This window comes from Geodermatophilus sp. SMS 5-13 (genome assembly GCF_059428245.1).
Map to the genome: position 1 here is coordinate 4,904,442 of NZ_CP165729.1, position 25,708 is coordinate 4,930,149.

Consider the following 25,708-nt stretch of genomic DNA (forward strand, 5'->3'; position numbering starts at 1 on the left):
CGTCAGCCTCCGAGCACCAGGTCGACCCGCTGGAACTCCTTGAGGTCGCGGTAGCCGGTCTTGGCCATGGTCCGGCGCAGCGCCCCGAACAGGTTGGTGCGGCCGTCGGCCTCCTCGGCCGGGCCGAGCAGCACCTGCTCCAGCGAGCCTTCCGGCGGCAGCGGCGCCGAGGCCCCGCCGCGCGGCAGCCGCGGGTGCGCGGCCACGGAGTCCCACCACACGCCGCCGCCCGGGACCTCGCGGGCGATCCGCAGCGGCTCGCCGAGCTGGACGGCGTCCGCCCCGCAGGCCAGCGCCCGGGCGATCGAGCCGCTGGTCTCGATCCGGCCGTTGGCGATGACGTGCACGTACCGGCCGCCGGTCTCGTCGAGGTAGTCGCGGCGGGCGGCCGCGGCGTCGGCGATCGCACTGGCCAGCGGCACCCGGATGCCCATGATCAGGTCGGTCGTGGAGAAGCTGTCGGCGCCCACGCCGACGATCACCCCGGCCGCGCCGGTGCGCATCAGGTGCAGCGCGGTGCGGTAGTCGGCGGCGCCGCCGACGATCACCGGCACGTCGAGGTCGGCGATGAAGTCCTTGAGGTTGAGCGCGTCGCCCTGCGTGGTCACGTGCTCGGCGGAGACCACCGTGCCCTGGATGACCAGCAGGTCGACCCCCGCGGCCAGCACCGCGGGCGCGAGCTGCTCGGTGTGCTGCGGGGAGACGCGCACCGCCGTCGTCGTCCCGGCGTCGCGCATCTCCTTGATGCGGGCGGTGATCAGCTCCGGCTTGACCGGCTCGCAGTAGACCTCCTGCAGCAGCGCGACCGGCGGGCCGGCCTGGCCGGCCGCCTCGCGCAGCTTCCGGTAGACCGGCAGCGGGTCCTCGTAGCGGGCCCACAGCCCCTCGGCATTGAGGACGCCGAGACCGCCGGCCCGGCCGACCGCGATCGCCGTCTCGGGGCTGACCACGGCGTCCGACGGGCTGGTGACCAGCGGGATGTCGAACCGGAAAGCGTCGATCTGCCAGGCAGTGGAGACGTCGTCGACGTCCCGCGTGCGCCGCGACGGCACGATCGACACCTCCTCGAGGTCGTAGCCGCGGCGGGCGAACCGGTTGAGGCCGATCTCGACGGTCTCGCGGATGGGCATGGTCATCGCCCCCGGTAGTTCGGTGCTTCCACCGTCATCTGGATGTCGTGGGGGTGGCTCTCGACCAGCCCGGCCGACGTGATCCGGGTGAGCTGGCCGTGCTGCTGCAGGTACTCGATCGTGGGCGCGCCGGCGTAGCCCATCGACGCGCGCAGGCCGCCGACCAACTGGTGGGCGACCCCGGCGAGCGGGCCGCGGTAGGGCACCTGGCCCTCGATGCCCTCGGGCACGAGCTTGTCGTCGGAGAGGACGTCGTCGGCGAAGTAGCGGTCGCGGCTGTAGGACTGGTTGCCGCGTTTCTGCATCGCGCCGAGGGAGCCCATGCCGCGGTAGGTCTTGTACTGCTTGCCGTTGACGAAGACCAGCTCACCGGGCGCCTCCTCGACGCCGGCGAACAGGCCGCCGATCATCACCGTCGACGCGCCGGCGACCAGGGCCTTGGCGATGTCGCCGGAGTACTGCAGGCCGCCGTCGGCGATCACCGGGACGCCGGCGGGCCCGGCCGCGAGCGCCGCCTCGTAGACGGCGGTCACCTGCGGGACGCCGACCCCGGCCACGACGCGGGTGGTGCAGATCGAGCCCGGGCCGACGCCCACCTTGACCGCGTCCACGCCGGCGTCGACCAGGGCCTGCGCGCCGGCGCGGGTGGCGACGTTGCCGCCGACGACCTCGAGGCCGCCGTCCCCGCCGAAGTCGGCCTTGACCCGCGCGACCATGTCCAGCACCGCCCGCTGGTGGCCGTGCGCGGTGTCGACGACGAGCACGTCGACCCCGGCGTCGACCAGCAGGCCGGCCCGCTTGTACGCGTCGTCGCCGACGCCGAGCGCGGCGCCGACGACCAGCCGGCCGTCGGCGTCCTTGGTGGCGTTCGGGTACTGGTCGCGCTTGACGAAGTCCTTGACGGTGATCAGGCCGCGCAGCCGGCCGGCCTCGTCGACCAGCGGCAGCTTCTCGACCTTGTGCCGGGACAGCAGCTGCAGCGCGGTGTCGGGGTCCACGCCGACGGGCGCGGTGACCAGCGGCATCGGCGTCATGACGTCGCGGACGAGCCGGTTCTTGTCCGTCTCGAACCGCATGTCCCGGTTCGTGCAGATGCCGACCAGCACGCCGTCGGCGTCGACCACGGGCGCGCCGGAGATCCGGTAGCGGGCGGAGAGCGCGTCGAGCTCGGCCAGGGTGTTGTCCGGGGAAGCGGTCACCGGGTTGGTGACCATGCCGGCCTCGGAGCGCTTGACCAGGTCGGCCTGGCCGGCCTGCTCCTCGGCGGCGAGGTTGCGGTGCAGGATGCCGACGCCGCCGACGCGGGCCATGGCGATCGCCATGCGGGCCTCGGTGACGGTGTCCATGGCGCTGGAGACCAGCGGGACGGCCAGCCGGATCCGCCGGGTCAGCCGGCTGCTCGTGTCGACCTCGGCCGGGACGACGTCCGACGCGCCCGGGATGAGCAGGACGTCGTCGTAGGTCAGGCCGAGCGGAGCGAACTTCGCCGGCAGCTCGGGCACGCGATCGTCGGGCTGCATCGTCGGCGGCCACCCCTTCGGTTCTCGGGTCCCGCGGCAACGGGCGCCCCTGGCCGGGCGCAGGCGGGGACCGCCCCCCGATCGTAGGCGGCGGCGTGAGGGGGGCGGTCTTTCCCCTGCCGTCGCACTACCGTGGGAGCCGTGAACAGCTGGGACGACGCATCGGGACCGGACTTCGGGCCCGCCGACCGACCGGGTCCGCCGCCGCTGACCATGGAGGAGCGGGCGGGCGTCCTCGACGACCTTGCCGAACTCGAGGTCTTCCGCACCCTGTTGGAGCCGACCGGCGTCAAGGGCATCGTCGTCGACTGCCCGGACTGCGAGGAAGAGCACCACGTCGACTGGGCGCTCATGCAGGCCAACCTGCGGCAGCTGCTCGAGGAGGGGCAGACCGGCCGGCACGAGCCGCCGTTCGACCCGAACCCCGACGACTACGTCAGCTGGGACTACGCCAGCGGCTACGCCGACGGCATCGCCGCGGCCGCCGAGCGCGAGTCGGGGACCGAGAGCCGCGGCCGCCACGCGAGAGACGACTGAGCTCCCGGGGTCGAGTTCGCACTCCTGGAGTCCTGCAGGACCCCGGAGGGCGAGTTCGACCCCAGAAGCGACGCGAGCCCCGGTGCACGAGGCACCGGGGCTCGGTCGGGTAGATCTCGGTCTTACTGCATCATGCCGCGGCGGAAGCCGGTGGCCACCGCCTCGGCGCGGTCCTTGGCGCCGAGCTTGCGGAACAGCCGCCGGGCGTGGGTCTTGATGGTGTCCTCGGACAGGTAGAGCTCCCGGCCGATCTGGGCGTTGCTCTTGCCCTGGCTCATGCCGGTGAGCACCTGCATCTCGCGCATCGACAGGCTGACCGGGGCCAGCTCGCGGACGGTGGAGCGCACGGTGGTCGGCTGCGAGCCGGCCAGCGGGGCGGTGTTCCAGGACGACGAGGCGCCGACCGAGGCCAGCTGCTGCGGCGGGGCGGCCGGGACCGGGATGCGGCCGTCGGCGCGCAGGCCGACCCGCGAGAGGCCGAGGCCCATCTCGATCGGGCTGGCGTCCCAGCGCAGGTAGCCGCGGGCACCGAACGCGACGGCCGCCCGGACGGTCTCGGCGTCGTCGGGCGCGCCGAGCACCAGCACCGGCAGGCCCGGGTGGGCGCGCAGTGCCTGAGTGGCGACGGTGAGGCCGGAGTCGACCGCCCGCTGGGTGCCGACCAGCAGCACGTCGGGCGTGCGGGTCGCCAGCCGCGACAGCAGCGACTGCGCGTCGCCGACCACCTCGACCCGGCCCACGAAGGGCAGGGCCACCAGTCGGGAGGCGACGTCGTCGCGCACTCGACGCCGCTCGTCGTACACCCAGACGGTCGTGGCACCGTGGCCCGGACCGCGCATCCGATCGTCGATCACGCCTGCTCCTCGTTCCCCCGGACGCGTTGCCGGCCAGTTCCTCCCTGCCGGAGAGCGCCCGGCCGGGTGTCGCTCGGACGGGGAACCCCCGTCCAGGGGGCGCCGGTCCGAAACGTGGGTCGTGCCGCGGCCGGGTTCCCCCACCCGGTCGTCGACACGACCCGAAATCACCTTGATCGACCGGTGCGGAGAGCAACAGGCACCCTCACTCCCGGGGGTGAGGTCGCGCGTTCGGGGAAATGGGGCGAAAATGCGCGCCCCGGGTGTGTTTGACCCCGGATGACCTCGGGCACCGGGCCCCTTGCAGCCGGACCAGCCCCCCTCCGGCTCGCGACCCGAGCCCAGGAGGACGACATGGCCGACATCCGCCGACTCCCGACCCCCGTTGCCGAGGTGTGGGACTGGCAGCTGCACGGCGCCTGCCGTGGCGAGAGCACGTCCCTCTTCTTCCACCCCGACGGGGAACGGGGGCCGGCGCGCGCCCGGCGCCAGGCCGCGGCGAAGGCCGTCTGCGCGAAGTGCCCGGTGGTCCAGGCGTGCCTCAAGCACGCGCTGTCCGTCCGGGAGCCGTACGGGGTGTGGGGCGGCATGAGCGAGGAGGAGCGGGCCCGGCTGATCGCCGCGGAGCCCGCCGCCGTCGCCGCGGGGGTCTAGCACTACAGACGTGCCAGAGGGCCGGGTCCGGACGATGTCCGGACCCGGCCCTCTGGCGTTCAGGCCGTGATCAGCTGATCAGTGGCTGTGGCCGTGACCGTGGCCGTGCGAGTGGCCGTGGGTGTGGTGCCCGGCCCCGTGGTCGTGGTGCCGCTCCGGCGCCTCGACGATGGCGGAGTCGGTGGTGAGCACCATCGCGGCGATCGACGCGGCGTTCTCGAGCGCGGCCTTCGTGACCTTGACCGGGTCGACGACGCCCTGGGCGGCCAGGTCGCCGTACTCACCGGTCGCGGCGTTGAAGCCCTGCCCCTGACCGAGCTCACGGACCCGGCTGACCACGACCCGGCCTTCGAGGCCGGCGTTGGCCGCGATCCGGGCCAGCGGGGCGTCCAGGGCACGGCGCACGGCCTGGGCGCCGGTCGCCTCGTCGCCGGTGAGGTCGAGCCCGTCGATGGCCGCGGCCGCGTGCACGAGCGCGGAGCCGCCACCGGGGACGACGCCCTCCTCCACCGCGGCCCTGGTGGCCGAGATGGCGTCCTCGATCCGGTGCTTCTTCTCCTTCATCTCGACCTCGGTGGCCGCGCCGACGCGGATGACGCCGACGCCGCCGGTCAGCTTGGCCAGCCGCTCCTGCAGCTTCTCGCGGTCCCAGTCGGACTCGGTCGCCTCGATCTCGCGGCGGATCTGCGCGACCCGGTCCGCGACGGCCTCCGCCGAGCCGCCGCCGTCGACGACCGTGGTGGCGTCCTTGGTGACGGTCACGCGCCGCGCGGTGCCGAGCACCTCGAGGCCGACGGTGTCGAGCTTGAGGCCGACGTCCTCGCTGACCACCTGGCCGCCGGTGACGATGGCAAGGTCGGTCATGAACTGCTTGCGCCGGTCGCCGAAGTACGGCGACTTCACCGCGACCACCTTGATGGTCTTGCGGATCGAGTTGACGACCAGGGTCGACAGCGCCTCGCCCTCGACGTCCTCGGCGACGATGAGCAGCGGCGAGCCGCCGCTGTTGAGGATCTTCTCCAGCAGCGGGAGCAGGTCGGCGAGCGCGCTGATCTTGCCGGTGACCATCAGGACGAGCGCGTCGTCGAGGACGGCCTCCTGCGCGTCGGCGTCGGTGACGAAGTACGGCGAGAGGTAGCCCTTGTCGAACTGGACGCCCTCGGTGACCTCCAGCTCGGTCGACATGGTGTTGCTCTCCTCGACGGTGATGACACCGTCGCGGCCGACCTTGTCCATCGCCTCGGCGATCATGTCGCCGACGGTGGCGTCCTGCGCGGAGACCGTGGCGACGCCGGCGATCGCGCTGCGGTCGTCGACCGGGATCGCGACCTTGTCCAGCGCCTGGTGGACGGCATCGACCGCGGCGCTGATGCCACGGCCCAGCCCGATCGGGTTGGCGCCGGCGGCCACGTTGCGCAGGCCCTCGCGTACCAGCGCCTGCGCCAGCACGGTCGCGGTGGTGGTGCCGTCGCCGGCGACGTCGTTGGTCTTGGTCGCGACGTTCTTGGCCAGCTGGGCGCCGAGGTTCTCGTACGGGTCGTCGAGCTCGACCTCACGGGCGATGGTCACGCCGTCGTTGGTGATGGTGGGGACGCCGAACTTCTTGTCGAGGACGACGTTGCGCCCGCGCGGGCCGAGGGTCACCTTGACCGTGTCGGCCAGCTTGTCGACGCCGCGCTCGAGCGAGCGCCGCGCGTCCTCGTTGAACTTGATGATCTTGGCCATGCCAGACCTCTCGGGGTTCGCAGGGTGAGACGACGACCGCCCCGGGACCCGGGAATACGGGTCGCCGGGGCGGTCACGTGACGTGCTGGAACGGCCCCGTCCAGAGGCTCGTCCCGAGCGCGCGAGGGATGAGGAGGACGGGGTCCTTCTACTTCTCCACGATGGCGAGCAGGTCGCGGGCGGAGAGGACCAGGTACTCCTCGCCGCCGTACTTGACCTCGGTGCCGCCGTACTTCGAGTAGATCACCACGTCGCCGACGGAGACGTCGAGCGGAACGCGGTTGCCGTTGTCGTCGATGCGGCCGGGGCCCACCGCCACGACGGTGCCCTCCTGGGGCTTCTCCTTGGCGGTGTCCGGGATGACCAGGCCGGAGGCCGTGGTGGTCTCGGCCTCGTTGGCCTGGACCACGACGCGGTCCTCCAGCGGCTTGATGCTGACCTTGGTAGCGGTCGTCACGTCGTGACGCCCCCTTCGGGATCGGACGGCTGATAAGTGGTGCTGATGCTGTGGCACGGGAACCGGCCTGCCGTCGCGGGGGTCAGGCCACTGTGCCCGTGTCGATTTGGCACTCTACCCATGAGAGTGCCAGCCGCTCAACCGGGTCCCCCGACCCGGCGACGTCGACGTGCGCGAGGCTCTCCGCGTGCCCCCAGTACCCGACCCGGCCTCCGCCGATGCCGCGCTTGGCGCACTGCTCCGGCTGCGGACGGCGGAGGGGACGGCGGCGGTGCGGCGGGCCGCCGGTCTGCTCGCCGAGGGCGTCGACCTGCTGCCGGGGCTCTCGCGGCTGCGCGACGAGGCGGGCCCGGAGCTGGCCGGGCCGGCATGGGAGCTGGCCCGGCTGCGCGCCCGCGCCCGGCCGGTGTTCGGTGCGGACGCCGACCTGCTGTTCCTGACCGCCGACACCCTGGAACAGGCCGGCCGCCCGGAGCTCGCCGCGCGGCGCGCCCGCCGCCTGCTGGAGGGCGGCGCCGACTCGGTGGCCGACCTCGGCTGCGGGGCCGGCACCGACACGATGGCGCTGGCCCGCGCCGGCGCGCGCGTGCTCGCCGTCGATCGCGACCCGCTGGCCCGCGAGCTCACCGCGGCCAACGTGGAGGCGCTCGGCCTGGCTGACGAGGTCTGGGTCGTCGCGGGCGACGCCGTGGAACTCGTGGCCGCGGCGCGTGGCGGCGAGGTGGCCGGCTGCGGCGCCGCCGTCCTCGACCCGGCGCGACGGGCCGCCGGCAGGCGGCAGCTCGATCCGGACCGGTGGTCGCCGCCGTGGTCGACCGTCGCGGCTCTCCTCGAGCGGATGCCGCAGGCCGTGGTGAAGGTGGCGCCCGGGCTGGACCACGAGCGCGTGCCCGCCGGCGCGGAGGCCGAATGGGTCTCCGCCGGAGGCTCGATCGCCGAGGCGCTGCTGTGGGGCACCGCGTTGTCCACCACCTGGCGCCGGGCGACCCTGCTGTCCGGCGGGACGTTCCTCGAGTTGACTGCCGACGAGGACCCCGGGCCGGCGCCGGTGGGCCCGGTCGGTGGCTGGCTGCACGAGCCCGATCCCGCCGTCATCCGCTCGGGTCTGGTCGCGCTGGTCGCCGAGGAACTGGGCGCCACGCTCGTCGACCCGACGATCGCCTACCTGACCTCGGGCGCCGCGGCCGGCTCCCCCTGGGTGCGCTCGTACCGGGTGGCCGAGGTGCTGCCGTTCAACCTCAAGAAGCTGCGCGCGCTGCTGCGGACCCGCGGCGTCGGGCAGGTGACGGTGAAGAAGCGCGGCTCGCCGATCGAACCCGAGACCCTCGCCCGGCAGCTCCGCGGGCCGGGGCGGGAGTCCGCCGTCGTCGTCGCCACGAGGGTCGCCGGCGCACCGACCGCCCTCGTCTGCGACGTCACCGCTTGATCGGGGGGTGTGGGTGCCGGTTTCCTGCACCCACACCCCCCGAGACCGGGAGTCCCCGTGCCTGTGCGCCCCCTGCCCCTGCTCACCGCGGGAGCGGCGTTGCTGCTGGCCGCCCGCGCCCGCGCCGACCTCCGCGCCGCCTCCGAGCGGCTCGGCAGACCGGCCGTGCCGGTGCACAGCGCGCACACCAGCGCCGGACTCGTCACCTACGCCGCGTACGGGACCGGCCCGGCCGTCCTCGTGCTGCATGGCAACGGCGGGGGCTTCGACCAGGGCGTCGACTGGGCACGCCGCCGGCTGGGCCCCGGCCGTCGGGTGATCGCGCCGTCCCGCTTCGGCTACCCCGGCTCGCCGCTGCCCGCGCACGCGACGACGGCGGACCAGGCGGACGCGCTCGCTGGGCTGCTGGGGGCCCTGGGCGTCGACCGCGCCGACGTCGTCACGCTGTCGGCCGGCTCGGCGGCAGGCCTGCAGCTGGCGATCCGGCACCCCGACCGGGTCCGCTCGCTGGTCCTCGAGGCGCCCGTCGTCCCCGGCCCCGCACCGGCCATGCCGCCGCGCGCCGTCTTCCGGGCTCTGCTGCGCAGCGAGGTGCCCTTCTGGCTGCTCACCCGCGTACCCGCGCTGCTGCGGCCGATGACCGGCACCCCCTGGCGGGAACTCGGCGACGAGGAGCGCCGGGAGCTCCGGGAGATCCTGGCGACCACGCTGCCGGTCGGGCCGCGGGTCGAGGGCGCGCTGTTCGACAGCTACGTGGCGATCCCCGAGGTGTGCGCCGGCGCCCTCGACTGGCCCGCCGTCCGCGCGCCGGCGCTGGTGGTCACGGCGCAGAACTCCACCGTGCCCCGCCCGGCCCAGGCCGCCGCCCTGACCCAGCGGCTGCCGGACGCCCGGCTCCTCGTCCTGCCGGGCGGCGGGCACACGCTGCTCGGCAACGTGCCGCGGCTGCGCGCCGAGCTCGACGGGTTCCTCGCCGCGCCGGCGGCTACCGGCTGACGACGTCGATCGGCAGCGAGCTGTCCGCGCCGAGATCCGGTGCCGACGGCGCCACCCCGGCCTCCACCAGCCGCGAGCCGAGCGCGGCGACCATCGCGCCGTTGTCGGTGCACAGCCGGGGGCTGGGCACCCGCAGCACGATCCCGGCCGCCGCGCAGCGCTCCTCGGCCAGCGCGCGCAGCCGCGAGTTGGCCGCCACCCCGCCGCCGAGCACGAGGTGGTCCACGCCGGTGTCCCGGCACGCGCGCACCGCCTTGGCGGTCAGGACGTCGGCCACCGCCTCCTGGAACGACGCGGCGACGTCGGCCACCGGCACCGGCTCCCCGGCCTTCTCCCGCGCTTCGATCCAGCGGGCCACCGCCGTCTTCAGGCCGGAGAAGGAGAAGTCGTACGGGGCGTCCCGGGGGCCGGTCAGCCCGCGCGGGAAGTCGATCGCCGCCGGGTCGCCGTCCCGGGCGGCCTTGTCGATCGGCGGGCCGCCGGGGAAGGGCAGGCCGAGCACCCGGGCGACCTTGTCGAAGGCCTCCCCCGCCGCGTCGTCGATCGTGCGGCCCAGCGACTGCACCTCGCGGGCGAGGTCGGGCACGAGCAGCAGCGAGCTGTGCCCGCCGGAGACCAGCAGCGCGATCGACGGCTCGGCCAGCCGGCCGTGCTGCAGCTCGTCGACCGCCACGTGCGCGGCCAGGTGGTTCACGCCGTAGAGCGGCTTGTCCAGCGCGAGCGCGTAGGCCTTGGCCGCCGCGACGCCGACCAGCAGCGCGCCGGTCAGGCCCGGGCCGGAGGTCACCGCGACCGCGTCGACGTCGTCCGCCCGGACCCCGGCGTCGGTGAGCGCGCGGTGCACGGTCGGGACCATCGCCTCCAGGTGCGCCCGGGAGGCGATCTCGGGGACGACGCCGCCGAAGCGCTCGTGCTCGGCCATCGAGGTGGCCAGCGCGTCGGCGAGCAGCGTCTGCCCGCGGACCAGGCCGACGCCGGTCTCGTCGCACGAGGTCTCGAACCCGAGCACCAGGGGCTCGCTCACAGCCGCTCCCTCTTCATCACCACGGCGTCCGCGCCGCTGGGTTGGTAGTAGCCGCGCCGCCGGCCGATCACGGCGAACCCGCGCCGCCGGTAGAGCCCCTGCGCGACCTCGTTGTCCGCGCGCACCTCGAGCAGCACGACCGGGCTCCCCCGGCGGTCGGCCTCGGCCAGCAGCGCGTCGAGCAGCCGGGCCCCGATCCCCTCGCCCTGCCGGGACGTGGTCACGCCGATCGTCGCCACGTGCGCCTCGTCGGGATAGGCGATCAGGCCGCCGTAGCCGATGACGGCCTCGTCGTCCTCGGCCACCAGGTACCAGCGGGTGTCGGTGCGGGCGAGCTCGTCGCGGTACATCGCGGCGGTCCAGGTGTCGGGCGCGAAGAGCTCCTCCTCCAGCGCCAGGACGGCGGGCAGGTCGGAGAGCCGCATCGCCCGCAGCAAGGTCACCGGGTGACCGCCTTGATGGAGGTCGGCGGGGTGGCGTCGGGGCGGCGCAGGTAGAGCGGCAGCAGCGGCCCGGCCGAGGACGGGTCCGCCAGCTGCGCCGCCGCGGCCGCCACCAGACCCGCCGTCGTCACGTCGGCCGGCGCGACCGGCGCGCCCAGCCGCTCGGCGAAGCGCTCGTCACCGACCAACGGCCCGGCCGCGGCCAGCTCCTCGGGCCGGTCGACCCCGGGCCCGGCGACGCGGGCGCCGGCGTCGTCGTAGGCGGCCCAGTAGACCTCCTTGCGGCGCGCGTCGGTGATCACCGTGCGGGCGCCCGCGCCGATCGCGTCCAGCGAGCAGACGCCGACGGCGGGCAGGCCGCGGGCGTCGGCGAGGGTCGACGCGGTGACGACGCCGACACGCAGGCCGGTGAACGGTCCCGGGCCGAGGCCGGCGACGATCGCGCCGAGGTCGGCCATGGCCACACCGGCCCCGGCCAGCGCCGCCCGGATGGCCGGCGTCAGCAGCTCGGCGTGCCGGTTGCCGGAGGGCACGGCCTGCTCGGCGAGCACCTCGACGGCCCCGCCGGCCGACCAGCGGGCCACGCCGGCGACGAGCGTCGGAGTGGCGGTGTCGAGGGCGAGGACGAGCACGGACGGCAAGACTACTGAGCGCCCGCCGGCGGCTCCCGCCGAGAACGTGGAGCGACCCGGCGCCCACCGACGGTTCGGGCTCGCCCAGAGCCGAACAGCGACCTCACGGGGACGGCGCGTCGCCCGCGGCCGGGCCCGCGCGATTCCCTTCACTGACGCGCCACCAGGCTCCCTCGACAGGAGGCGCGCGTGTCGGATGCCTTCGTGACCGGGTTGGTCGTCGGCGGTGGGATAGGGGGCTACCTCGGCTACTTCTTCGGCCAGGTGCGGGCGGCCCGGCGGGCGGCCCGGAACACCTACCGGGGGGTGCGCGGCATCCGCCGCTGACACCTACCGGTAGCCCGTGGCGTCGGCGGGCTTGCCGGCGTCCTGCACCTCGACGACGTACCGCCAGGCGTCGGGCCGGGACCCGTCGAGGTCGGTGAAGCCGTACACGCCGGCGAGCTCGCCGCTCGACAGGGACCGCCCGTCGAACCGGCGGCGGTCGGGATCGGCGGCCAGCGCGGCCACCGCCCGGCCGACGAACCGCGGCGACTCGGAGATCACGAAGTGCGGCACCCGCTCCAGCGCGTCGCGCCAGGTCTCCTCCGTGACGCCGAAGATCTCGAGCATGTGCTCCGAGCGCAGCCACCCGGGCGTCAGCGCGACCGCCGTCGCCTCGTACGGCGCCAGGTCGTGGGACCAGGCGAAGGCCAGGCGCAGCACGGCGGCCTTGGCCAGGTCGTAGAACGCGTTCACCCGGTAGTGCCCGGCGTTGTACTCGGCCGTCCCGTCGGTCATCTCGACGACCAGACCGCCGGGCCGGCGGATCAGCAGGGGCAGGGCGTGGTGCGCCGTGATCAGGTGGGTGTCGACGGCCCGGTGCAGCAGCTGCAGGCCGACCGCGAGGTCGTGCTCCCACACCGGGGTGCTCCACTCGATGAAGGGGTCCCCGCCCCAGACGTCGTTGACCAGCACGTCGAGCCTGCCCTGCTCGCGGTCGATCCGCGCGACCAGATCCGCCACCTGCGCCGGGTCGAGGTGGTCGGCCCGCACCGCGATCCCGGTGCCGCCGGCGGCCGTGACCAGCTCGGCGGTCTCCTCGATCGTCTCGGCACGGCCGTACTCCGAGCGCTGCTCCCGCGTCGTGCGGCCCGTGCAGTAGACCGTCGCGCCGGCCTCGCCCAGCGCCACCGCCGTCCCCCGGCCCGCGCCGCGGGTCGCCCCGGCGACGAGCGCCACCCTGCCCGCAAGCGTCATGGCACCGCACCGTAGGCCCGCGCACCGACAGAACGGACCCTCCCGTCACACGGGCACCGCGGACCGGCGTCGGTGCGGCGGAGCTGGCCGGCACGCGCCTAGGGTGAGGCGCTCCCGCTTCCTGGAGGACGTGTTCGTGATCGACGAGAAGACCACCGAGGGGACCCGCAGCGAGGTCCTGGGCCAGCTGATGCGGTTCGTCCTCGTCGGCGGGTTCAGCGCGATCGTGGACCTGTCGGTCTACACGCTCGCCCTGCACCTCGGCGCGCCCACCTACGTCGCGCGCGCGATCAGCTTCGTCGTCGGCACCGCGACCGCCTACGCCCTCAACCGGCGCTGGGCCTTCAAGGTGGAGGGCGGCGCCCGTCGCGCGACCGGCTTCGCGCTGCTCTACGGCACCACGTTCTTCCTGATCCTCGGCGTGAACGCGCTGGCGCTGCTCGTCCTGCCGGACACCTGGTGGAAGGTGACGGTGGCCTGGGCGATCTCGCAGGGCCTGGGGACGGCGTGGAACTTCGTCATGCTGCGGCTGGTCGTCTTCCGCAGGTAGGCCTCAGGCCAGCCGGCTCGCCCAGCCGGCGCCGTGCGGCACCAGGGCCGCCGTCCGGACGTCGTCGTCGCGGCGGTCCAGGCGCACCTCGAGGTGCTCGTCGGCCAGCTGCTCGACCAGCCCCTGCCCCCACTCCACCACCGTCACCGACTCCTCCGCCGAGGCGTCGAGGTCCAGGTCGTCGACGTCGGCGACGCTGCCGAGCCGGTAGGCGTCGACGTGCACCAGCGGCAGCCGCCCACCGGTGTGCACCCGGGCGATCACGAACGTCGGGGAGGTCACCGGCTCCCGCACGCCGAGGCCGTCACCGATGCCCTGTGTGAGCGCGGTCTTCCCGGCGCCCAGCGGCCCGACGAGGACGACGAGGTCGCCGGGGCGCAGCACCTTCGCCAGCTCGGCGCCGAGCGCGCGGGTGTCCGCAGGCGTCGGCAGGGTGTGCTCGAGGTTCACGCGCCGGCCTCCTGCAAGCTCGCCGCCACCGCGGCGAGGTCGGCGGCCAGGCCCGCGCGGGGAGCGCCGTTCGGCCCGAACCGGATGGCTGCCGAGGGGTGGTAGGTCGCCCAGACCGCCCGGCCGCCGACGTCGTGCGGCGCGCCGCGGACGGCGGCGAGCACGGTGCGCGGGCCGAGGAACCACTTCGCGGCCGACAGCCCCAGCGCGACCACGACCGGCGGGTCGAGCAGCTCGAGCTGGCGGCGCAGCCACCCGCTGCAGCGCGCCACCTCGAAGCTCTTCGGCGTCCGGTTGCCCGGCGGCCGGCACTTGACCACGTTGAGGACGGCGGCCTGCCCCCGGTCCAGCCCCGCCTCGGCGAGCAGCAGGTCCAGCAGCGCCCCCGACCTCCCGACGAAGGGCCGGCCGGTCTCGTCCTCCTGCGCCCCGGGCGCCTCCCCGACCAGCGCGAAGCGCGGCCGGCCGGCGGCGGGGACGTCGCCGACGACGACGTGCTGCCGGGACGCCGCCAGCTCGGGACAGGCCACGCAGGGCCGGGCGGCCGCGGCCAGGCTCGCCCAGTCCGGGGCCGCGGCGGCGGTGCGCGCCACCTCCTCGGCGGCCGCGTCGAGGCGCGGCGGACGGGGGGCGGGCACGCCAGCACCCTAGGCGGGGCGGGTCAGAGGTCGGCCAGCGCCCGGCGGATCCGGGCCGCCGACTCCTCGGGGTCCAGCGCCATCTCGCCGAGCAGGTCGGCGGCCCGGGCGTAGCGGTGCACCTCGGCCTCGGCGTCGATGAAGACGATCCGGGTCTTGTTCTCCAGGTAGACGACGTCCTCGGCGCCGGTCGCGCGGGACTCCAGGACGGAGAACGAGCCAGAGGTCACCGGCGGCACGCCCGCCGTGAACGGCAGCAGCTGGATGGTCACGTTCGGCAGCTCGGCGACCTCGAGCAGCCGCTGGAGCTGGCCGCGCAGCACCGCGGGATCGGGCTGCACGCGCCGGTGCAGGACCGACTCGTCGACGACCGCGGACAGCTGCAGCGGCCCGCCGGACCGGTCGGCCGCCAGCAGGTCCTGGCGGCGGCGGCACACGGCCACCCGGCGGTCGATCTCCGCCTGCGCCGGTCGCTCCCAGGTCGCCAGGATGACCTCGCGCAGGTAGTCCGGGGCCAGCAGCAACGCGTGCGGGATCACCGCCGCGTAGCAGCGCAGCGCCTGCGAGCCGGCCTCCAGGCGGATCAGGTTGGCGTACCCGGCCGAGAGGGTGTCGGCGTAGGCGTCCCACCAGCCCTTCGGCCGGGCCGACGGCGCCAGCCGACGCAGGAAGCCGGCCTGCTGCTCGGGCACCTCGTACAGACCCAGCAGCAGCTCGAGGTCCTCCGGGCTGATGCCGATGCGCCCGTTCTCGATGCGGGACACCTTCGACGCCGACCAGCCCAGCCGCTCGGCGACGTCCTTGCCGTGCAGCTGTCCCACCTCGCGCAGCAGCCGGAGCTCCTGGGCGAGCCGGCGCTCGCGCACGGACGGGCTGTCGAGCACGTGGTGATCGTGCTCGCATCCGTGCAATCTTGCAAGCCATCTTTCGCGCATGGGTGCACCGGTGCCACCGTGAGCGCGCGGCCGCATCACACCACCTCCGACCGAAGGACGGATGGCGATGACCACCACGGCACCAGCGCTCGACCGGTACGACGTCTACGACATCGCCTACCTGGCCGGCGGCCCCTACCAGGTCGTCGACACGGCGGTGGTGGCCCTGGCCGAGAGCGGCCGCGTCCGGGCTCAGGCGACGGGCGAGCTGTCGGTCAGCGACGTCCACCGGCGGTTCCCCGTCGAGGCCGCCGTCCTCGACGCCCTGGGCTCGCGCCAGGGCCGGACGGCGCTGACGCTCCGCTGGCTGGTCGGCGCTGACCCGCGGATCGCCGCGATCGGCGAGCGGCTCGCCGCGGACGGCCTGCTCTCCGGCCGGCAGCGCTGGTTCCGCGGCGGTCGGCCGCGGCCGGCGCTCACCCGCGCCGGCCGGGCGGCGCTGCGCAGGCTGAAGGCCGACCCGCCGTCCGACCATGTGGCGCCGGGGACCAGCGCGATGCTGGTCGCCCTCACCGGTGTCCGCGCCATGCCGGACGCCACGCTGCGGGCCTCGCTCTTCGACCCCCCCACGCTGCTCCGCCGGACCCGGGCCCGCGACTTCGGCGGTCACTCGTACGTGCCGACGATGTGGGCCGGAGGTTGCGGCGCCGACGGCGGCGGCTGGGGCGGCTTCGGCGGGGACGGCGGCTGCGGCGGCGCGGACGGCGGCGGCGGTTCCTGCTGAGCAGGGCCTCGACACCCGCATCCGGCGTGTGGGACCGTCCGGCACCGGGAGAAACGATGACTGCTCCGGGAACATCGCTCGCCGCCGACGTGTACGCCCTGGCCTGCCTCGCCGGCGGCCCGCTGCGCGCCGTCGACACCGCCGTCGTGGCCCTGCTCGGGGACGGGCGGCTGCGGGCGACGGAGACCGGAGAGCTGGAGACGGTGCTGCTGCGCTACCGGCACCCGGTGGAGGCGGCGGTCCTCGACGCGGTCGGCCAGCGGGTGCGGCGGTCCGTGCACACCGTGCGCTTCCGCTGCGCGGAGGACGAACGGGTCACCGCCCTCGCCGCGGACCTCGAGCGCTCCGGGCTCGTGCGCCGCGTCCGCGGACCCGCCCTCCTGCTGCGCGGCCTCCCGGAGCACCTCCCCACGGAGGCCGGTCGACAGGTCCTGCGCGAGGAACGCCGGCGCGACGACGCCGGCACGTCCCGGCGGGTGGCGCTCGGCGGGCTCGACGCCCTGCCGGACCAACACCTGCGAGCGCGGGTCTTCGAGCGGCCACGGACCCCGCGCCGGATCGGGGCCGGTCCCCTGGACCTCGCCACCGCGCAGGGGCATGCGTCGGCGCGGGGCTGGGTCGGCGGTCCGGGAGACCGCGGTCCCGGGGGCTGAACGGCGCCGCTCAGTGGTGGCGCACCGGCACCCCGGCCTCGGCGGCGGCCTTGCGCAGCAGCCGGGACAGCGCCGCGGTGACCTCCTCGTGCTTCTCCAGCAGCACGAGGTGGCCGGCGTCCGCGACGACCACGAAGTCGGCGTCCGGGAGCCTGTCCACGATGAGCTCGCTGTGCTCCATCGGGATCATCCGGTCCTTGTCCCCGGTGAGCACCAGCGCCCCCACCCGGCGCAACGGCTCGAGCGCCCCGGTGTGGTCCATGCCGGCCAGCGCCGGGTAGAACTCCGCGATCACGTCGACCGGCGTGCCGGCCATCATCGCGTCCACGTAGTGCCCGAGCCGCGGGTCGACCTCGGCCGAGGAGAACGACAGCGACCAGGTGATCGCCGAGACCAGGTCGGCGGCCCACCGGCGGGTGCGCTCGGCGAAGGCCGGCCGGCGGCGCATCGTCCAGGCCGCGACCGGGAACACGGCCGCCCGCACCCGGGTCAGCAGCTCGGGGAGGCCGAAGTTCAGGTCGGCCAGGTTGCCGCTCGACGTCGACAGCAGCGCCGCGGCGACGATGCGGTCCCCGAACAGCTCCGGGTGCAGCGCCGCCAGCCCCATGATCGTCATGCCGCCCATGGAGTGGCCCACCAGGACGACGGGCCCGCGCGGCGCCCGCCGGTCGAGCACCGCGACGAGGTCGCGGGCGAGCTGCTCGATGGTGGCGTGCTCGGCGGTGCCGCGGCCGGACGAGCCGTGCCCCCGCTGGTCGTAGAAGACCAGCCGCGCGGTCGGGCGGGAGCCGTTGGCGGTGGCCAGCTCCGCGCCGAGGGCCAGCCGCTGGAAGGTCCACGACGCCATCGAGAGCGTGTAGCCGTGCACGAAGACCACGGTCAGCGGGGCATCGGTCGGGCCGACCTCCTCCACCGACAGCAGCACGCCGTCGTCGGCCTGGACCAGCGCGGTGCGATCGGCCCGGCGGGCGGCGGGGCCGAGCGGGTCGTCCTCCCGCAGCTCCGCGTCGGGCTCCGACGCGTCGGGCAGCGGCGGGCCAAGCCGCCGCCGGGCGACCGCCCTGGTGACCGCGACCCCCACCGCGGTGCCGGCGGCGGCCAGGCCGAGGACGGCGCCGGCGATCCCGGCGGCCTGCCCCTTGGAGACGTGGTGCGCGGTCTTCTTCGGCTTCTGCGCCATCAGACGGCGCCCGCCGAGCCCACGTAGCGGCGGCTGAACCGGCCGCCGATCCGTGTGACGAGCTCGTAGTGGATGGTGTCGACGGCGTCCGCCCAGTCCTGCGCCGTCGGCTCGCCGTCCGTGCCCGGCCCCCAGAGCACGACCCGGTCGCCGGGCCGGATCGGGGAGTCGCCGACGTCCAGCACGAACTGGTCCATGCACACCCGCCCGGCGATCCGGCGGTGCGCCCCCGCGGCCAGGACCGGTGCCCGGTTGCCCGCGGCGCGCGGCACGCCGTCGGCGTAGCCGACCGGCACCAGCGCCAGGGTGGTCTCGGTGGCCGGCGAGTACGTGTGACCGTAGGAGACGCCGACGCCGGCCGGCACGCGCTTGGTCAGCGCGACCCGGGCCTGGACGGTCATCGCCGGCCGCAGCCCGTGGTCGGCGGCGTCACCGCCGAGCGGGTCGAGCCCGTAGACGGCCACGCCCGGGCGGACCATGTCGTACCAGGTGTCCGGCAGGGCGACGGTCGCCGCGGAGTTGGCGAGGTGCCGCCGGGCCTCGGTCAGCCCCGCGCCGCGGGCGAGGGCCACGGCCTCCTCGAAGACGGCGACCTGCCGGCCGATCGTCGGGTGCCGGGGCGCGTCGGCGTAGGCCATGTGGCTCCACAGCCCGGCGACCTCGATCTCGCCGTCGGCCTGGGCGCGGGCGGCCGCGGCCACCAGCCCCGGCCACTCGTCCATCGTGGCGCCCTCACGGGAGAGCCCGGTGTCGACGAACAGGTGCAGCCGGGCGGTCCGGCCGACCTGGCGGGCGGCGGCGAGGACCTCGGTCAAGCCCCATTCGGCGTTGACCGAGACCTCCACGTCGGCGGCCAGGGCGGCGGCGAAGTCCTCCCCCGGCGCGTGGATCCAGGCCAGCAGCGGCGCGGTGATGCCGCCCGCGCGCAGCCCGAGCGCCTCCTCGATGACGGCGACGCCCAGCATGTCGGCGCCGCCGGCCAGCGCGGCGCGGGCCGCGGGGAGCATGCCGTGGCCGTAGCCGTCGGCCTTCACGACGGCCATGAGCGGCCGGCCGACCTTCTCGCGCAGCACCGCGGTGTTGGCCGCGATGGCGTCGAGGTCGACGACCACCTCGGCCCGAGCATCACTCACACCGACGAGTCTCCCAGGCGGCGCCCCGGAACCCCGCGCACCAGGCCGACCGCGTCGGGCAGCCGGCGGATGAGGTCCCCCGAGACCAGCGGACCGCGCTCGGCGGCGAGCTGGCCGGTGCGCCCGTGCAGGTGCGCGCCGGCCGCAGCCGCCTCGGCCGGGGGCAGCCCGGTCGCCAGCAGGGCCCCGATGATCCCGGAGAGGACGTCGCCGGTGCCGGCGGTGGCCAGCCACGCCGTCCCGGTGGCGTTGACGAACGCCGCGCCGTCGGGACCCGCCACGACGGTCGCGTCGCCCTTGAGCAGGACGACGGCGCCGAGCTCGGCGGCCAGCCGGCGGGCCGCGCCGATCCGGTCGGGGCCGACCTCGAAGCCGAACCGGGCGAACTCGCGGTCGTGCGGGGTGAGCACGGTGGGCGCGCCCCGTCCCCGGACCAGTTCGGGATCCTGCGCCGCCATGGTCAGCCCGTCGGCGTCGACGAGCACCGGCAGGTCGGTGGCCAGCACCTCGGCGAGCACGCTGCGCGCGTCGTCGTCGGTGCCCATGCCCGGCCCGGCGACCCAGGCCTGCACCCGGCCTGCGTCCGAGGGGCGGCCGGAGGTGACGATCGCCTCCGGCCAGGCGGCGCGCACGCCGTCGGCCGCCGTCCCGGCGTAGCGGACCAGGCCCGGCCGGGTGCGCAGGGCGGCGCCGGTGCAGAGGACGCCGGCGCCGGGGTAGGTGCTCGACCCGGCCACGATGCCGACGACGCCCTGCGAGTACTTGTCGTCGTCCGGCGCCGGCGGGTGCAGCCGGGCCGCGACGTCGGCGTCGGCGAGCTGGTGGACCGACGCCCGCGGCAGGTCCAGGCCGATGTCGACGAGGTGCACCGTCCCCGCGTAGCCGCGGCCGGCGCCGACGACCAGCCCGGGCTTCACCGCGCCGAAGGTCACGGTGTGCTGGGCGGGGAACACCCCGCCGGGCACCGCTCCCGTGTCGGCGTCGACCCCGCTGGGGACGTCGACGGCCACCATCAGCCCCGGGCCGGTCGCGGCCCGCTCGACGACCGCCGCGGCCGGTGGGCGCAGCCCCCCGGAGCCGCCGATCCCGACGATGCCGTCGAGGACCAGATCGGCGCGGTCGAGGCAGTCGTCGCCGTCCGTGACCACCCGGCCGCCCGCCCGGCGCAGCGCGGCCAGCCCGGCCGGGTGCGCCTTGTCGGGGGCGAGCAGGACCGCGGTCACCTGCGCGCCGCGGCCGGCCAGGGCGGCGCCGGCGAACAGCGCGTCGCCGCCGTTGTTGCCGGCGCCGACCAGCGCGGTGATCCGGACGCCGTAGGCCCGGCCGAGCAGCCGCAGGGACACCGTCGCGAGGGCGGTGGCCGCGCGCTGCATGAGCGTGCCCTCGGGGGTGGCGGCCAGCAGGGGCGCCTCGGCCGCCCGCACCTCGGCGGCGGTGTAGAGGCCGATCACGCGGGTCCGCCGTGCCCGAGCCCCTCGGCGATGACGACCGCCGAGGCGATGCCGCCGTCGTGGCTGAGCGAGAGGTGCCAGGAGGTGACGCCGAGCTGGGCGGCGCGGCCGGCGACCGTGCCGCGGATCTCCAGGCGCGGCCGGCCGTGCTCGCCGACGGTCACCTCGGCGTCGTGCCAGAGCAGGTCGCCCGGGGCACCGAGGGCCTTGGCGACCGCCTCCTTGGCCGCGAAGCGAGCCGCGAGCGACTCGCCGGTGCGCGGCGTCCCGGACGGCGTCTCCTGCTCGGCGGCGGTGAACAGCCGGTCCCGCAACCCGGGCGTGCGGGTCAGGGACTCCGCGAAGCGCTGCACGGGCACGACGTCGATGCCCACCCCGATGATCACGGGCCCAGTCTGCCGTGACCCGCGGACCACCGCTCCCGCGTCCTGGCTCACCGCAACGGGTCCTGGCTCACCTCCCACCGTGAGCCAGGACCCGTCGGGATCAGCTCAGCTGATCGTGGCCGCAGGCGGTCGTCACTCCACCGTGACGGACTTGGCGAGGTTGCGGGGCTGGTCGACGTCGAACCCGCGGGTGTCGGCGATCTCGCAGGCGAACACCTGCAGCGGCACCGTCGTCACCACGGGGGCGAGCAGGGTCGGCGTCCGGGGCACCCGGATCACGTGGTCGGCGTAGGGCACGACCTCCTCGTCGCCCTCCTCGGCGATCACGATGGTGCGCGCCCCGCGGGCCCGGACCTCCTGGATGTTGCTGACGGTCTTGCCGTGCAGCGGGCTCAGCGGCGACGGCACGACGGTGATGACCGGTGTGCCCTGGTCGATGACGGCGATCGAGCCGTGCTTGAGCTCGCCGGCGGCGAAGCCTTCCGCGTGGATGTAGGCGAGCTCCTTCAGCTTGAGCGCGCCCTCCAACGCCACCGGATAGCTGACGTGGCGCCCGAGGAACAGGATCGTGTTGCGGTCGGCCAGCGAGCGGGCCAGCTCGCGCACCGGCTCCATGCCCTTGAGCACCTCGCTGACGGCGTCGGGCAGCCGGCGCAGCTGCTCCACGACCGAGCCGACCTCGTCGGCGTACTTGACGCCGCGCACCTGGGCCAGGAACAGCCCCACCAGGTAGCAGGCGACCAGCTGGGTGAGGAAGCCCTTGGTCGAGGCGACCGCCACCTCCGGCCCGGCGTGCGTGTAGAGGACGGCGTCGGACTCGCGCGGGATGGTCGAGCCGTTGGCATTGCAGATCGCGAGCACGCGGGCCTTCTGGTCCTTGGCGTGACGCAGCGCCATCAGGGTGTCCATCGTTTCGCCGGACTGGCTGATGACGACGACCAGGGTGGAGCGGTCGAGCACCGGGTCGCGGTAGCGGAACTCGCTGGCCAGCTCCACCTCGACCGGGAGGCGGGTCCAGTGCTCGATGGCGTACTTGGCGATCAGCCCCGCGTGGTAGGCGGTGCCGCAGGCGACGACGAAGACCTTGTCGATGTCGCGCAGTTCCTGGTCGGACAGCCGCACCTCGTCGAGCACCAGCTCACCGTGCTCGCCGAGCCGGCCGAGCAGCGTGTCGGCGATCGCCTGCGGCTGCTCGGCGATCTCCTTGAGCATGAACCAGTCGTAGCCGCCCTTCTCGGCGGCCGCTGCGTCCCAGTCGACGGTGTAGGCGGTGGGCTCGACGACGGTGCCGGAGAAGTCGGTGACCGTGACGCCCCGCTCGCGATCGATCTCGACGACCTGGTCCTGCCCGAGCTCGCGGGCCTCCCGCGTGTGCGCGATGAAGGCTGCGACGTCGGAGCCGAGGAAGTACTCGCCGTCCCCCACGCCGACGACCAGCGGGCTGTTGCGCCGGGCGGCGACCAGCGTGTCGGGCTCGTCGGCGTGTGCCGCGACCAGGGTGAAGGCACCCTCGAGCCGGCGGCAGACCACGCGCATCGCCTCGGCCAGCCGGCCCGGCCCCGCCGGGGCGTCGGCGTAGGCGGTGGCGATCAGGTGGGCGGTGACCTCGGTGTCGGTCTCCGAGGTGAACTCGACGCCCGTGGCCTCGCACTCGGCCCGTAGCGGCGCGAAGTTCTCGATGATCCCGTTGTGGATCACCGCGACCTTGCCGTCGAAGGACAGATGGGGGTGGGCGTTGCGGTCCGTGGGGCCACCGTGCGTGGCCCAGCGGGTGTGCCCGATGCCCAGCGTCGAGGAGGGCAGCGGGTGCTCGCTCAGGACCTTCTCGAGGTTGGCCAGCTTGCCGGCCTTCTTGGCCCACGCCAGCTCACCGTCCTCGGTCCGGACGGCGACGCCCGCTGAGTCGTAGCCCCGGTACTCCAGCCGCCGCAGGCCCTCCAGGACGACGTCCAGGGCTTGCTGCGGGCCGACGTAACCCACGATGCCGCACATTTCACCGAGGGTACCGGTGGAGGGGGAACGCTCCGTCCCCGATCGCCCGTTCGGGGCCGCACCCGTCACTCCGGTCACGGGTCGTGGGCGGGATCACGACGGCGGCAACCGGAGATCAGCTGACGGCGGCGACCACGTCGGCGAGGCGGGCGGCGACGGCGTCGGCCTGCTCCTGGCTGGGCGCCTCGACCATCACCCGCACCAGCTGCTCGGTGCCCGACGGGCGCAGCAGCACCCGGCCGGCGTCGCCGAGCTCCGCCTCGCAGGAGTTGACCGCGTCGGCGACCGCGTCGCTCTCGACGACGGCGAGACGGTCGCTCACGGGCACGTTGATCAGCACCTGCGGCAACTTGACCACGACCGAGGCGAGGTCGGCCAGCGACGCACCGGTCGCCGCCATGCGCGACATCAGCGAGAGCGCGGTCAGCAGCCCGTCGCCGGTCGTCGCGTGGTCGAGGAAGACCAGGTGGCCGCTCTGCTCGCCGCCCAGCGACAGGTCGTTCGCCCGCAGCGCCTCGAGCACGTAGCGGTCCCCCACCGCGGTGGTCTGCACGGTGATGCCGGCGTCGCGCATCGTGTGGTGGAAGCCCAGGTTGCTCATCACCGTGGCGACGACGGTCTCCTGCTTGAGGGTGCCGCGCTCGTGCAGCGCCAGCGCGCAGACGGCGAGGATCGCGTCGCCGTCCACCACGTCGCCGGCGGCGGTGACGGCCAGGCACCGGTCGGCGTCCCCGTCGTGGGCGATGCCGAGGTGCGCGCCGCGCTCCCGTACGGCCTCGGTCAGCGGCCCGAGGTGGGTGGAGCCGACGCCGTCGTTGATGTTCCAGCCGTCGGGGGTGGTGCCGATCGTGTGCACGGTGGCGCCCGCGCGTCGGTAGACCTCGGGGGCGATGGCCGCCGCGGCGCCGTGCGCGCAGTCGACGACCAGGTCCAGGCCGGCGAGCGGCTGGTCCAGCGTCGACAGCAGGTGCTCGGCGTAGTCGTCGACGGCGCCGGGCAGGTCGGTGACCCGGCCGATGCCGCCGCCCGTGGGCCGGTGTCCGCCGTCCACGTGGCCGGTGACCAGGCGCTCGATGACCGCCTCGTCGGCGTCGGGCAGCTTGTGCCCGCCGCGACTGAACAGCTTGATGCCGTTGTCGGGCATCGGGTTGTGGCTGGCCGAGATCATCACGCCGAGGTCGGCGCCGGTCGAGGCGGTGAGGAACGCCAGGGCCGGGGTCGGCAGCACACCCGCGCGCCGCACGTCGGCGCCGGCGCTGGTCAGCCCGGCGACGACGGCGGCCTCGATCATCTCCCCGCTGGCCCGGGGATCACGGCCGACGACCGCGACGGGACGTTGCGTCCCGTCGCGGTCGGCGAGCACGCCGGCGGCGGCACGCGCCACCGAGAGAGCCAGCTCCGGGGAGAGGTCGGCGTTGGCCAGACCCCGGACCCCGTCGGTCCCGAAGAGGCGACCCACGAAGGGTCAGCGCTTCGAGTACTGCGGCGCCTTGCGGGCCTTCTTCAGGCCGTACTTCTTGCGCTCCTTGACCCGCGCGTCACGGGTGAGGAAGCCGGCCTTCTTCAGCGCCGGGCGGTCCTCGGCCTCGACCTCGATGAGGGCGCGGGCGATCGCCAGGCGCAGCGCGCCGGCCTGGCCGGTGACGCCGCCGCCCCGGAGGATGCCGACGACGTCGTACTGCTCGGCCTTCTCGAGGGTCACGAACGGCTCACGGATGAGCTGCTGGTGGACCTTGTTCGGGAAGTACTCCTCGAGGGTCCGGCCGTTGAGCTTGAACTGGCCGGTGCCGGGCAGCAGTCGCACGCGGACGACGGCCTCCTTGCGCCGGCCGACGGTCTGGACGGGACGCCCCTCGGCGTCGGTCACGGACAGGGCGGAGGTCACTGGGCCACCTGCTTGATCTCGAAGGTCTGGGGCTGCTGCGCGGTGTGCGGGTGCTCGGGCCCGGCGTACACCTTCAGCTTCTTCAGCATCTGCCGGCCGAGGCTGTTGTGCGGCAGCATCCCCTTGACGGCCCGCTCGATCACGCGGTCGGGGTGGGTGCGCAGCTGGTCGCCCACGTTGATGGTCTTCAGGCCGCCCGGGTGGCCGGAGTGCCGGTAGGCGTTCTTGGTCTCCCGCTTGGTGCCGGTCAGGGCGACCTTGCCGGCGTTGACGATGACGACGAAGTCGCCGACGTCCACGTGCGGGGCGTACTGGGGCTTGTGCTTGCCGCGCAGCAGCTGCGCGGTCTGGCTGGCCAGTCGACCGAGCACCACGTCGGTGGCGTCGATGACGTGCCAGGCCCGGGCGACCTCGCCGGGCTTCGGGGTGTACGTGCGCACGGCGCTCGTGTCCTCCGTCGTCGTCGGGACGGCTGGTGGGATCGCCTCACCGAGCACGGGAGACGGTGCAGCGCGCGCGGACACCAGCCGGCCCGCGCGCCAGCCGACCACGATACCAGCCGGTCACACACCGGCCCGCCGCAGGCCGGGAGCTCAGCTGACCTCGTGCAGCCGGCCGGTCTCGACGTCGTAGACGGTGCCCCGGACCTCGCGGGAGAGCAGGTACGGGCTCTCCCTGATCAACCGCATCGACTCGCGGACGTCGGCGTCGGCGTCCCGGAAGGCCCGTAGGGCCCACGCGGGACGCCGCCCGGTCGCCTGCTCGACGAGGTCGGCGAAGGAGTTGTCGTCGGTCGCCTGCAGGCCGCACTTGGTGTGGTGCACCAGCAGGATCTCCCGGGTGCCCAGCACGTGCTGGGAGACGGTGAGCGAGCGGACGACGTCCTCGGTGATCACCCCGCCCGCGTTGCGGATGACGTGCGCATCCCCGACCTCGAGGCCCAGCATCTGGAACAGCGGCATCCGCGAGTCCATGCAGGCCACCACGGCGACCTTGCGCGCCGGGCGGGTGTCCTTGGACCCGGGGAACCGGCCCGCCCACTCCTCGTTGGCCGCCAGCATCTTGTCGATCTCCGACATCGCCACCTCCGTCAC

General features: G+C 74.8%; 29 protein-coding genes. 8 read left to right on the forward strand and 21 right to left on the reverse strand.

Translation table 11 applies throughout. The features are described 5' to 3' along the window. Window positions 1-2 precede the first annotated feature (2 nt). A complete protein-coding gene (locus tag AB3388_RS23650; protein WP_495407770.1) occupies window positions 3-1,130 on the reverse strand; it encodes a GuaB3 family IMP dehydrogenase-related protein in 1,128 nt (375 codons plus the stop codon). Between the two features lie 2 nt (window positions 1,131-1,132). Further along, window positions 1,133-2,650: an IMP dehydrogenase gene (guaB, locus tag AB3388_RS23655; RefSeq protein WP_495407771.1), complete on the reverse strand. Its 1,518-nt coding sequence runs from the start codon at window positions 2,648-2,650 to the stop codon at window positions 1,133-1,135. Window positions 2,651-2,791: 141 nt separating this feature from the next. Here guaB and AB3388_RS23660 point away from each other — a divergent pair, with 141 nt between their 5' ends. Further along, the gene (locus tag AB3388_RS23660; protein ID WP_495407772.1) at window positions 2,792-3,187 is read left to right on the forward strand and encodes a DUF5319 family protein; all 396 of its coding nucleotides are present in this window, start codon (window positions 2,792-2,794) and stop codon (window positions 3,185-3,187) included. 122 nt (window positions 3,188-3,309) lie between these two features. Here AB3388_RS23660 and AB3388_RS23665 read toward each other — a convergent pair whose 3' ends face one another. Next, a complete protein-coding gene (locus AB3388_RS23665) occupies window positions 3,310-4,041 on the reverse strand; it encodes a LuxR C-terminal-related transcriptional regulator (protein ID WP_495407773.1) in 732 nt (243 codons plus the stop codon). A gap of 354 nt (window positions 4,042-4,395) precedes the next feature. Here AB3388_RS23665 and AB3388_RS23670 point away from each other — a divergent pair, with 354 nt between their 5' ends. Continuing rightward, window positions 4,396-4,695, forward strand: coding sequence for a WhiB family transcriptional regulator (locus tag AB3388_RS23670; protein ID WP_448626896.1), 300 nt, complete (start codon window positions 4,396-4,398; stop codon window positions 4,693-4,695). Between the two features lie 78 nt (window positions 4,696-4,773). On the opposite strand, the gene groL is transcribed toward AB3388_RS23670, so the two are convergent. Together groL and groES are read right to left on the reverse strand one after the other, a co-directional pair. Continuing rightward, entirely contained in the window at window positions 4,774-6,420 is a 1,647-nt protein-coding gene (gene groL / locus AB3388_RS23675) for a chaperonin GroEL (protein ID WP_495407774.1), read from the reverse strand. A 148-nt stretch (window positions 6,421-6,568) separates the two neighbouring features. Further along, window positions 6,569-6,877: a co-chaperone GroES gene (groES, locus tag AB3388_RS23680; protein WP_495407775.1), complete on the reverse strand. Its 309-nt coding sequence runs from the start codon at window positions 6,875-6,877 to the stop codon at window positions 6,569-6,571. Between the two features lie 187 nt (window positions 6,878-7,064). On the opposite strand from groES, the gene AB3388_RS23685 reads away from it, so the two are divergent. Then, complete coding sequence (locus AB3388_RS23685) at window positions 7,065-8,303, forward strand: THUMP-like domain-containing protein (RefSeq protein WP_495407776.1); 1,239 nt, start codon at window positions 7,065-7,067, stop codon at window positions 8,301-8,303. Window positions 8,304-8,360: 57 nt separating this feature from the next. Further along, entirely contained in the window at window positions 8,361-9,299 is a 939-nt protein-coding gene (locus tag AB3388_RS23690) for an alpha/beta fold hydrolase (protein WP_495407777.1), read from the forward strand. On the opposite strand, the gene tsaD is transcribed toward AB3388_RS23690, so the two are convergent. Genes tsaD through tsaB form a run of 3 tightly spaced genes read right to left on the reverse strand, consistent with a single transcriptional unit; the run spans window position 9,289 to window position 11,398 of the window. Further along, complete coding sequence (gene tsaD, locus AB3388_RS23695; protein ID WP_495407778.1) at window positions 9,289-10,323, reverse strand: tRNA (adenosine(37)-N6)-threonylcarbamoyltransferase complex transferase subunit TsaD; 1,035 nt, start codon at window positions 10,321-10,323, stop codon at window positions 9,289-9,291. The genes AB3388_RS23690 and tsaD overlap by 11 nt on opposite strands. Further along, window positions 10,320-10,766: a ribosomal protein S18-alanine N-acetyltransferase gene (gene rimI, locus AB3388_RS23700; protein ID WP_495407779.1), complete on the reverse strand. Its 447-nt coding sequence runs from the start codon at window positions 10,764-10,766 to the stop codon at window positions 10,320-10,322. Before rimI ends, tsaD begins: the two co-directional genes overlap by 4 nt. Beyond that, window positions 10,763-11,398 (reverse strand): tRNA (adenosine(37)-N6)-threonylcarbamoyltransferase complex dimerization subunit type 1 TsaB, encoded by a 636-nt coding sequence (tsaB, locus tag AB3388_RS23705; RefSeq protein ID WP_495407780.1) that lies wholly within the window; start codon window positions 11,396-11,398, stop codon window positions 10,763-10,765. The genes rimI and tsaB overlap by 4 nt, the downstream gene beginning before the upstream one ends. Window positions 11,399-11,587: 189 nt before the next feature. Between tsaB and AB3388_RS23710 the strand changes: the two genes are divergently transcribed. Continuing rightward, window positions 11,588-11,725: a hypothetical protein gene (locus tag AB3388_RS23710; protein WP_495407781.1), complete on the forward strand. Its 138-nt coding sequence runs from the start codon at window positions 11,588-11,590 to the stop codon at window positions 11,723-11,725. 3 nt (window positions 11,726-11,728) lie between these two features. Here AB3388_RS23710 and AB3388_RS23715 read toward each other — a convergent pair whose 3' ends face one another. Next, the gene (locus tag AB3388_RS23715; protein ID WP_495407782.1) at window positions 11,729-12,637 is read right to left on the reverse strand and encodes an SDR family oxidoreductase; all 909 of its coding nucleotides are present in this window, start codon (window positions 12,635-12,637) and stop codon (window positions 11,729-11,731) included. 103 nt (window positions 12,638-12,740) lie between these two features. On the opposite strand from AB3388_RS23715, the gene AB3388_RS23720 reads away from it, so the two are divergent. Then, window positions 12,741-13,187, forward strand: a complete 447-nt coding sequence (locus AB3388_RS23720; RefSeq protein ID WP_495407783.1) for a GtrA family protein — start codon at window positions 12,741-12,743, stop codon at window positions 13,185-13,187. Between the two features lie 3 nt (window positions 13,188-13,190). On the opposite strand, the gene tsaE is transcribed toward AB3388_RS23720, so the two are convergent. The 3 genes from tsaE to AB3388_RS23735 are packed head-to-tail and all read right to left on the reverse strand — an operon-like array spanning window position 13,191 to window position 15,159. Further along, on the reverse strand, window positions 13,191-13,637 hold the full coding sequence (gene tsaE / locus AB3388_RS23725; protein WP_448626886.1) for a tRNA (adenosine(37)-N6)-threonylcarbamoyltransferase complex ATPase subunit type 1 TsaE: 447 nt from the start codon (window positions 13,635-13,637) through the stop codon (window positions 13,191-13,193). Beyond that, the gene (locus tag AB3388_RS23730) at window positions 13,634-14,275 is read right to left on the reverse strand and encodes a uracil-DNA glycosylase (protein WP_495407784.1); all 642 of its coding nucleotides are present in this window, start codon (window positions 14,273-14,275) and stop codon (window positions 13,634-13,636) included. The genes tsaE and AB3388_RS23730 overlap by 4 nt, the downstream gene beginning before the upstream one ends. 23 nt (window positions 14,276-14,298) lie before the next feature. Continuing rightward, window positions 14,299-15,159: a helix-turn-helix domain-containing protein gene (locus AB3388_RS23735; protein ID WP_495407785.1), complete on the reverse strand. Its 861-nt coding sequence runs from the start codon at window positions 15,157-15,159 to the stop codon at window positions 14,299-14,301. A gap of 118 nt (window positions 15,160-15,277) precedes the next feature. On the opposite strand from AB3388_RS23735, the gene AB3388_RS23740 reads away from it, so the two are divergent. Together AB3388_RS23740 and AB3388_RS23745 are read left to right on the forward strand one after the other, a co-directional pair. After that, entirely contained in the window at window positions 15,278-15,934 is a 657-nt protein-coding gene (locus AB3388_RS23740) for a TIGR04222 domain-containing membrane protein (protein WP_495407786.1), read from the forward strand. Between the two features lie 56 nt (window positions 15,935-15,990). Then, window positions 15,991-16,587, forward strand: coding sequence for a TIGR04222 domain-containing membrane protein (locus AB3388_RS23745; RefSeq protein ID WP_495407787.1), 597 nt, complete (start codon window positions 15,991-15,993; stop codon window positions 16,585-16,587). A gap of 10 nt (window positions 16,588-16,597) precedes the next feature. On the opposite strand, the gene AB3388_RS23750 is transcribed toward AB3388_RS23745, so the two are convergent. From AB3388_RS23750 to AB3388_RS23790, 9 genes are all read right to left on the reverse strand, one after another. Continuing rightward, window positions 16,598-17,767 (reverse strand): alpha/beta fold hydrolase, encoded by a 1,170-nt coding sequence (locus AB3388_RS23750; RefSeq protein WP_495407788.1) that lies wholly within the window; start codon window positions 17,765-17,767, stop codon window positions 16,598-16,600. Continuing rightward, entirely contained in the window at window positions 17,767-18,900 is a 1,134-nt protein-coding gene (gene alr / locus AB3388_RS23755) for an alanine racemase (protein ID WP_495407789.1), read from the reverse strand. The genes AB3388_RS23750 and alr overlap by 1 nt, the downstream gene beginning before the upstream one ends. Continuing rightward, window positions 18,897-20,351, reverse strand: coding sequence for an NAD(P)H-hydrate dehydratase (locus AB3388_RS23760; RefSeq protein ID WP_495407790.1), 1,455 nt, complete (start codon window positions 20,349-20,351; stop codon window positions 18,897-18,899). Before AB3388_RS23760 ends, alr begins: the two co-directional genes overlap by 4 nt. After that, on the reverse strand, window positions 20,348-20,737 hold the full coding sequence (locus AB3388_RS23765) for a holo-ACP synthase (RefSeq protein ID WP_495407791.1): 390 nt from the start codon (window positions 20,735-20,737) through the stop codon (window positions 20,348-20,350). Before AB3388_RS23765 ends, AB3388_RS23760 begins: the two co-directional genes overlap by 4 nt. 132 nt (window positions 20,738-20,869) lie before the next feature. Further along, entirely contained in the window at window positions 20,870-22,729 is a 1,860-nt protein-coding gene (gene glmS, locus AB3388_RS23770) for a glutamine--fructose-6-phosphate transaminase (isomerizing) (protein WP_495407792.1), read from the reverse strand. A 115-nt stretch (window positions 22,730-22,844) separates the two neighbouring features. After that, window positions 22,845-24,188 (reverse strand): phosphoglucosamine mutase, encoded by a 1,344-nt coding sequence (glmM, locus tag AB3388_RS23775; RefSeq protein WP_495407793.1) that lies wholly within the window; start codon window positions 24,186-24,188, stop codon window positions 22,845-22,847. A gap of 6 nt (window positions 24,189-24,194) precedes the next feature. Next, on the reverse strand, window positions 24,195-24,614 hold the full coding sequence (rpsI, locus tag AB3388_RS23780; RefSeq protein ID WP_495407794.1) for a 30S ribosomal protein S9: 420 nt from the start codon (window positions 24,612-24,614) through the stop codon (window positions 24,195-24,197). Beyond that, window positions 24,611-25,054: a 50S ribosomal protein L13 gene (rplM, locus tag AB3388_RS23785; RefSeq protein WP_495407796.1), complete on the reverse strand. Its 444-nt coding sequence runs from the start codon at window positions 25,052-25,054 to the stop codon at window positions 24,611-24,613. The genes rpsI and rplM overlap by 4 nt, the downstream gene beginning before the upstream one ends. 153 nt (window positions 25,055-25,207) lie before the next feature. Further along, on the reverse strand, window positions 25,208-25,693 hold the full coding sequence (locus AB3388_RS23790; protein WP_495407797.1) for a beta-class carbonic anhydrase: 486 nt from the start codon (window positions 25,691-25,693) through the stop codon (window positions 25,208-25,210). Window positions 25,694-25,708 lie beyond the last annotated feature (15 nt).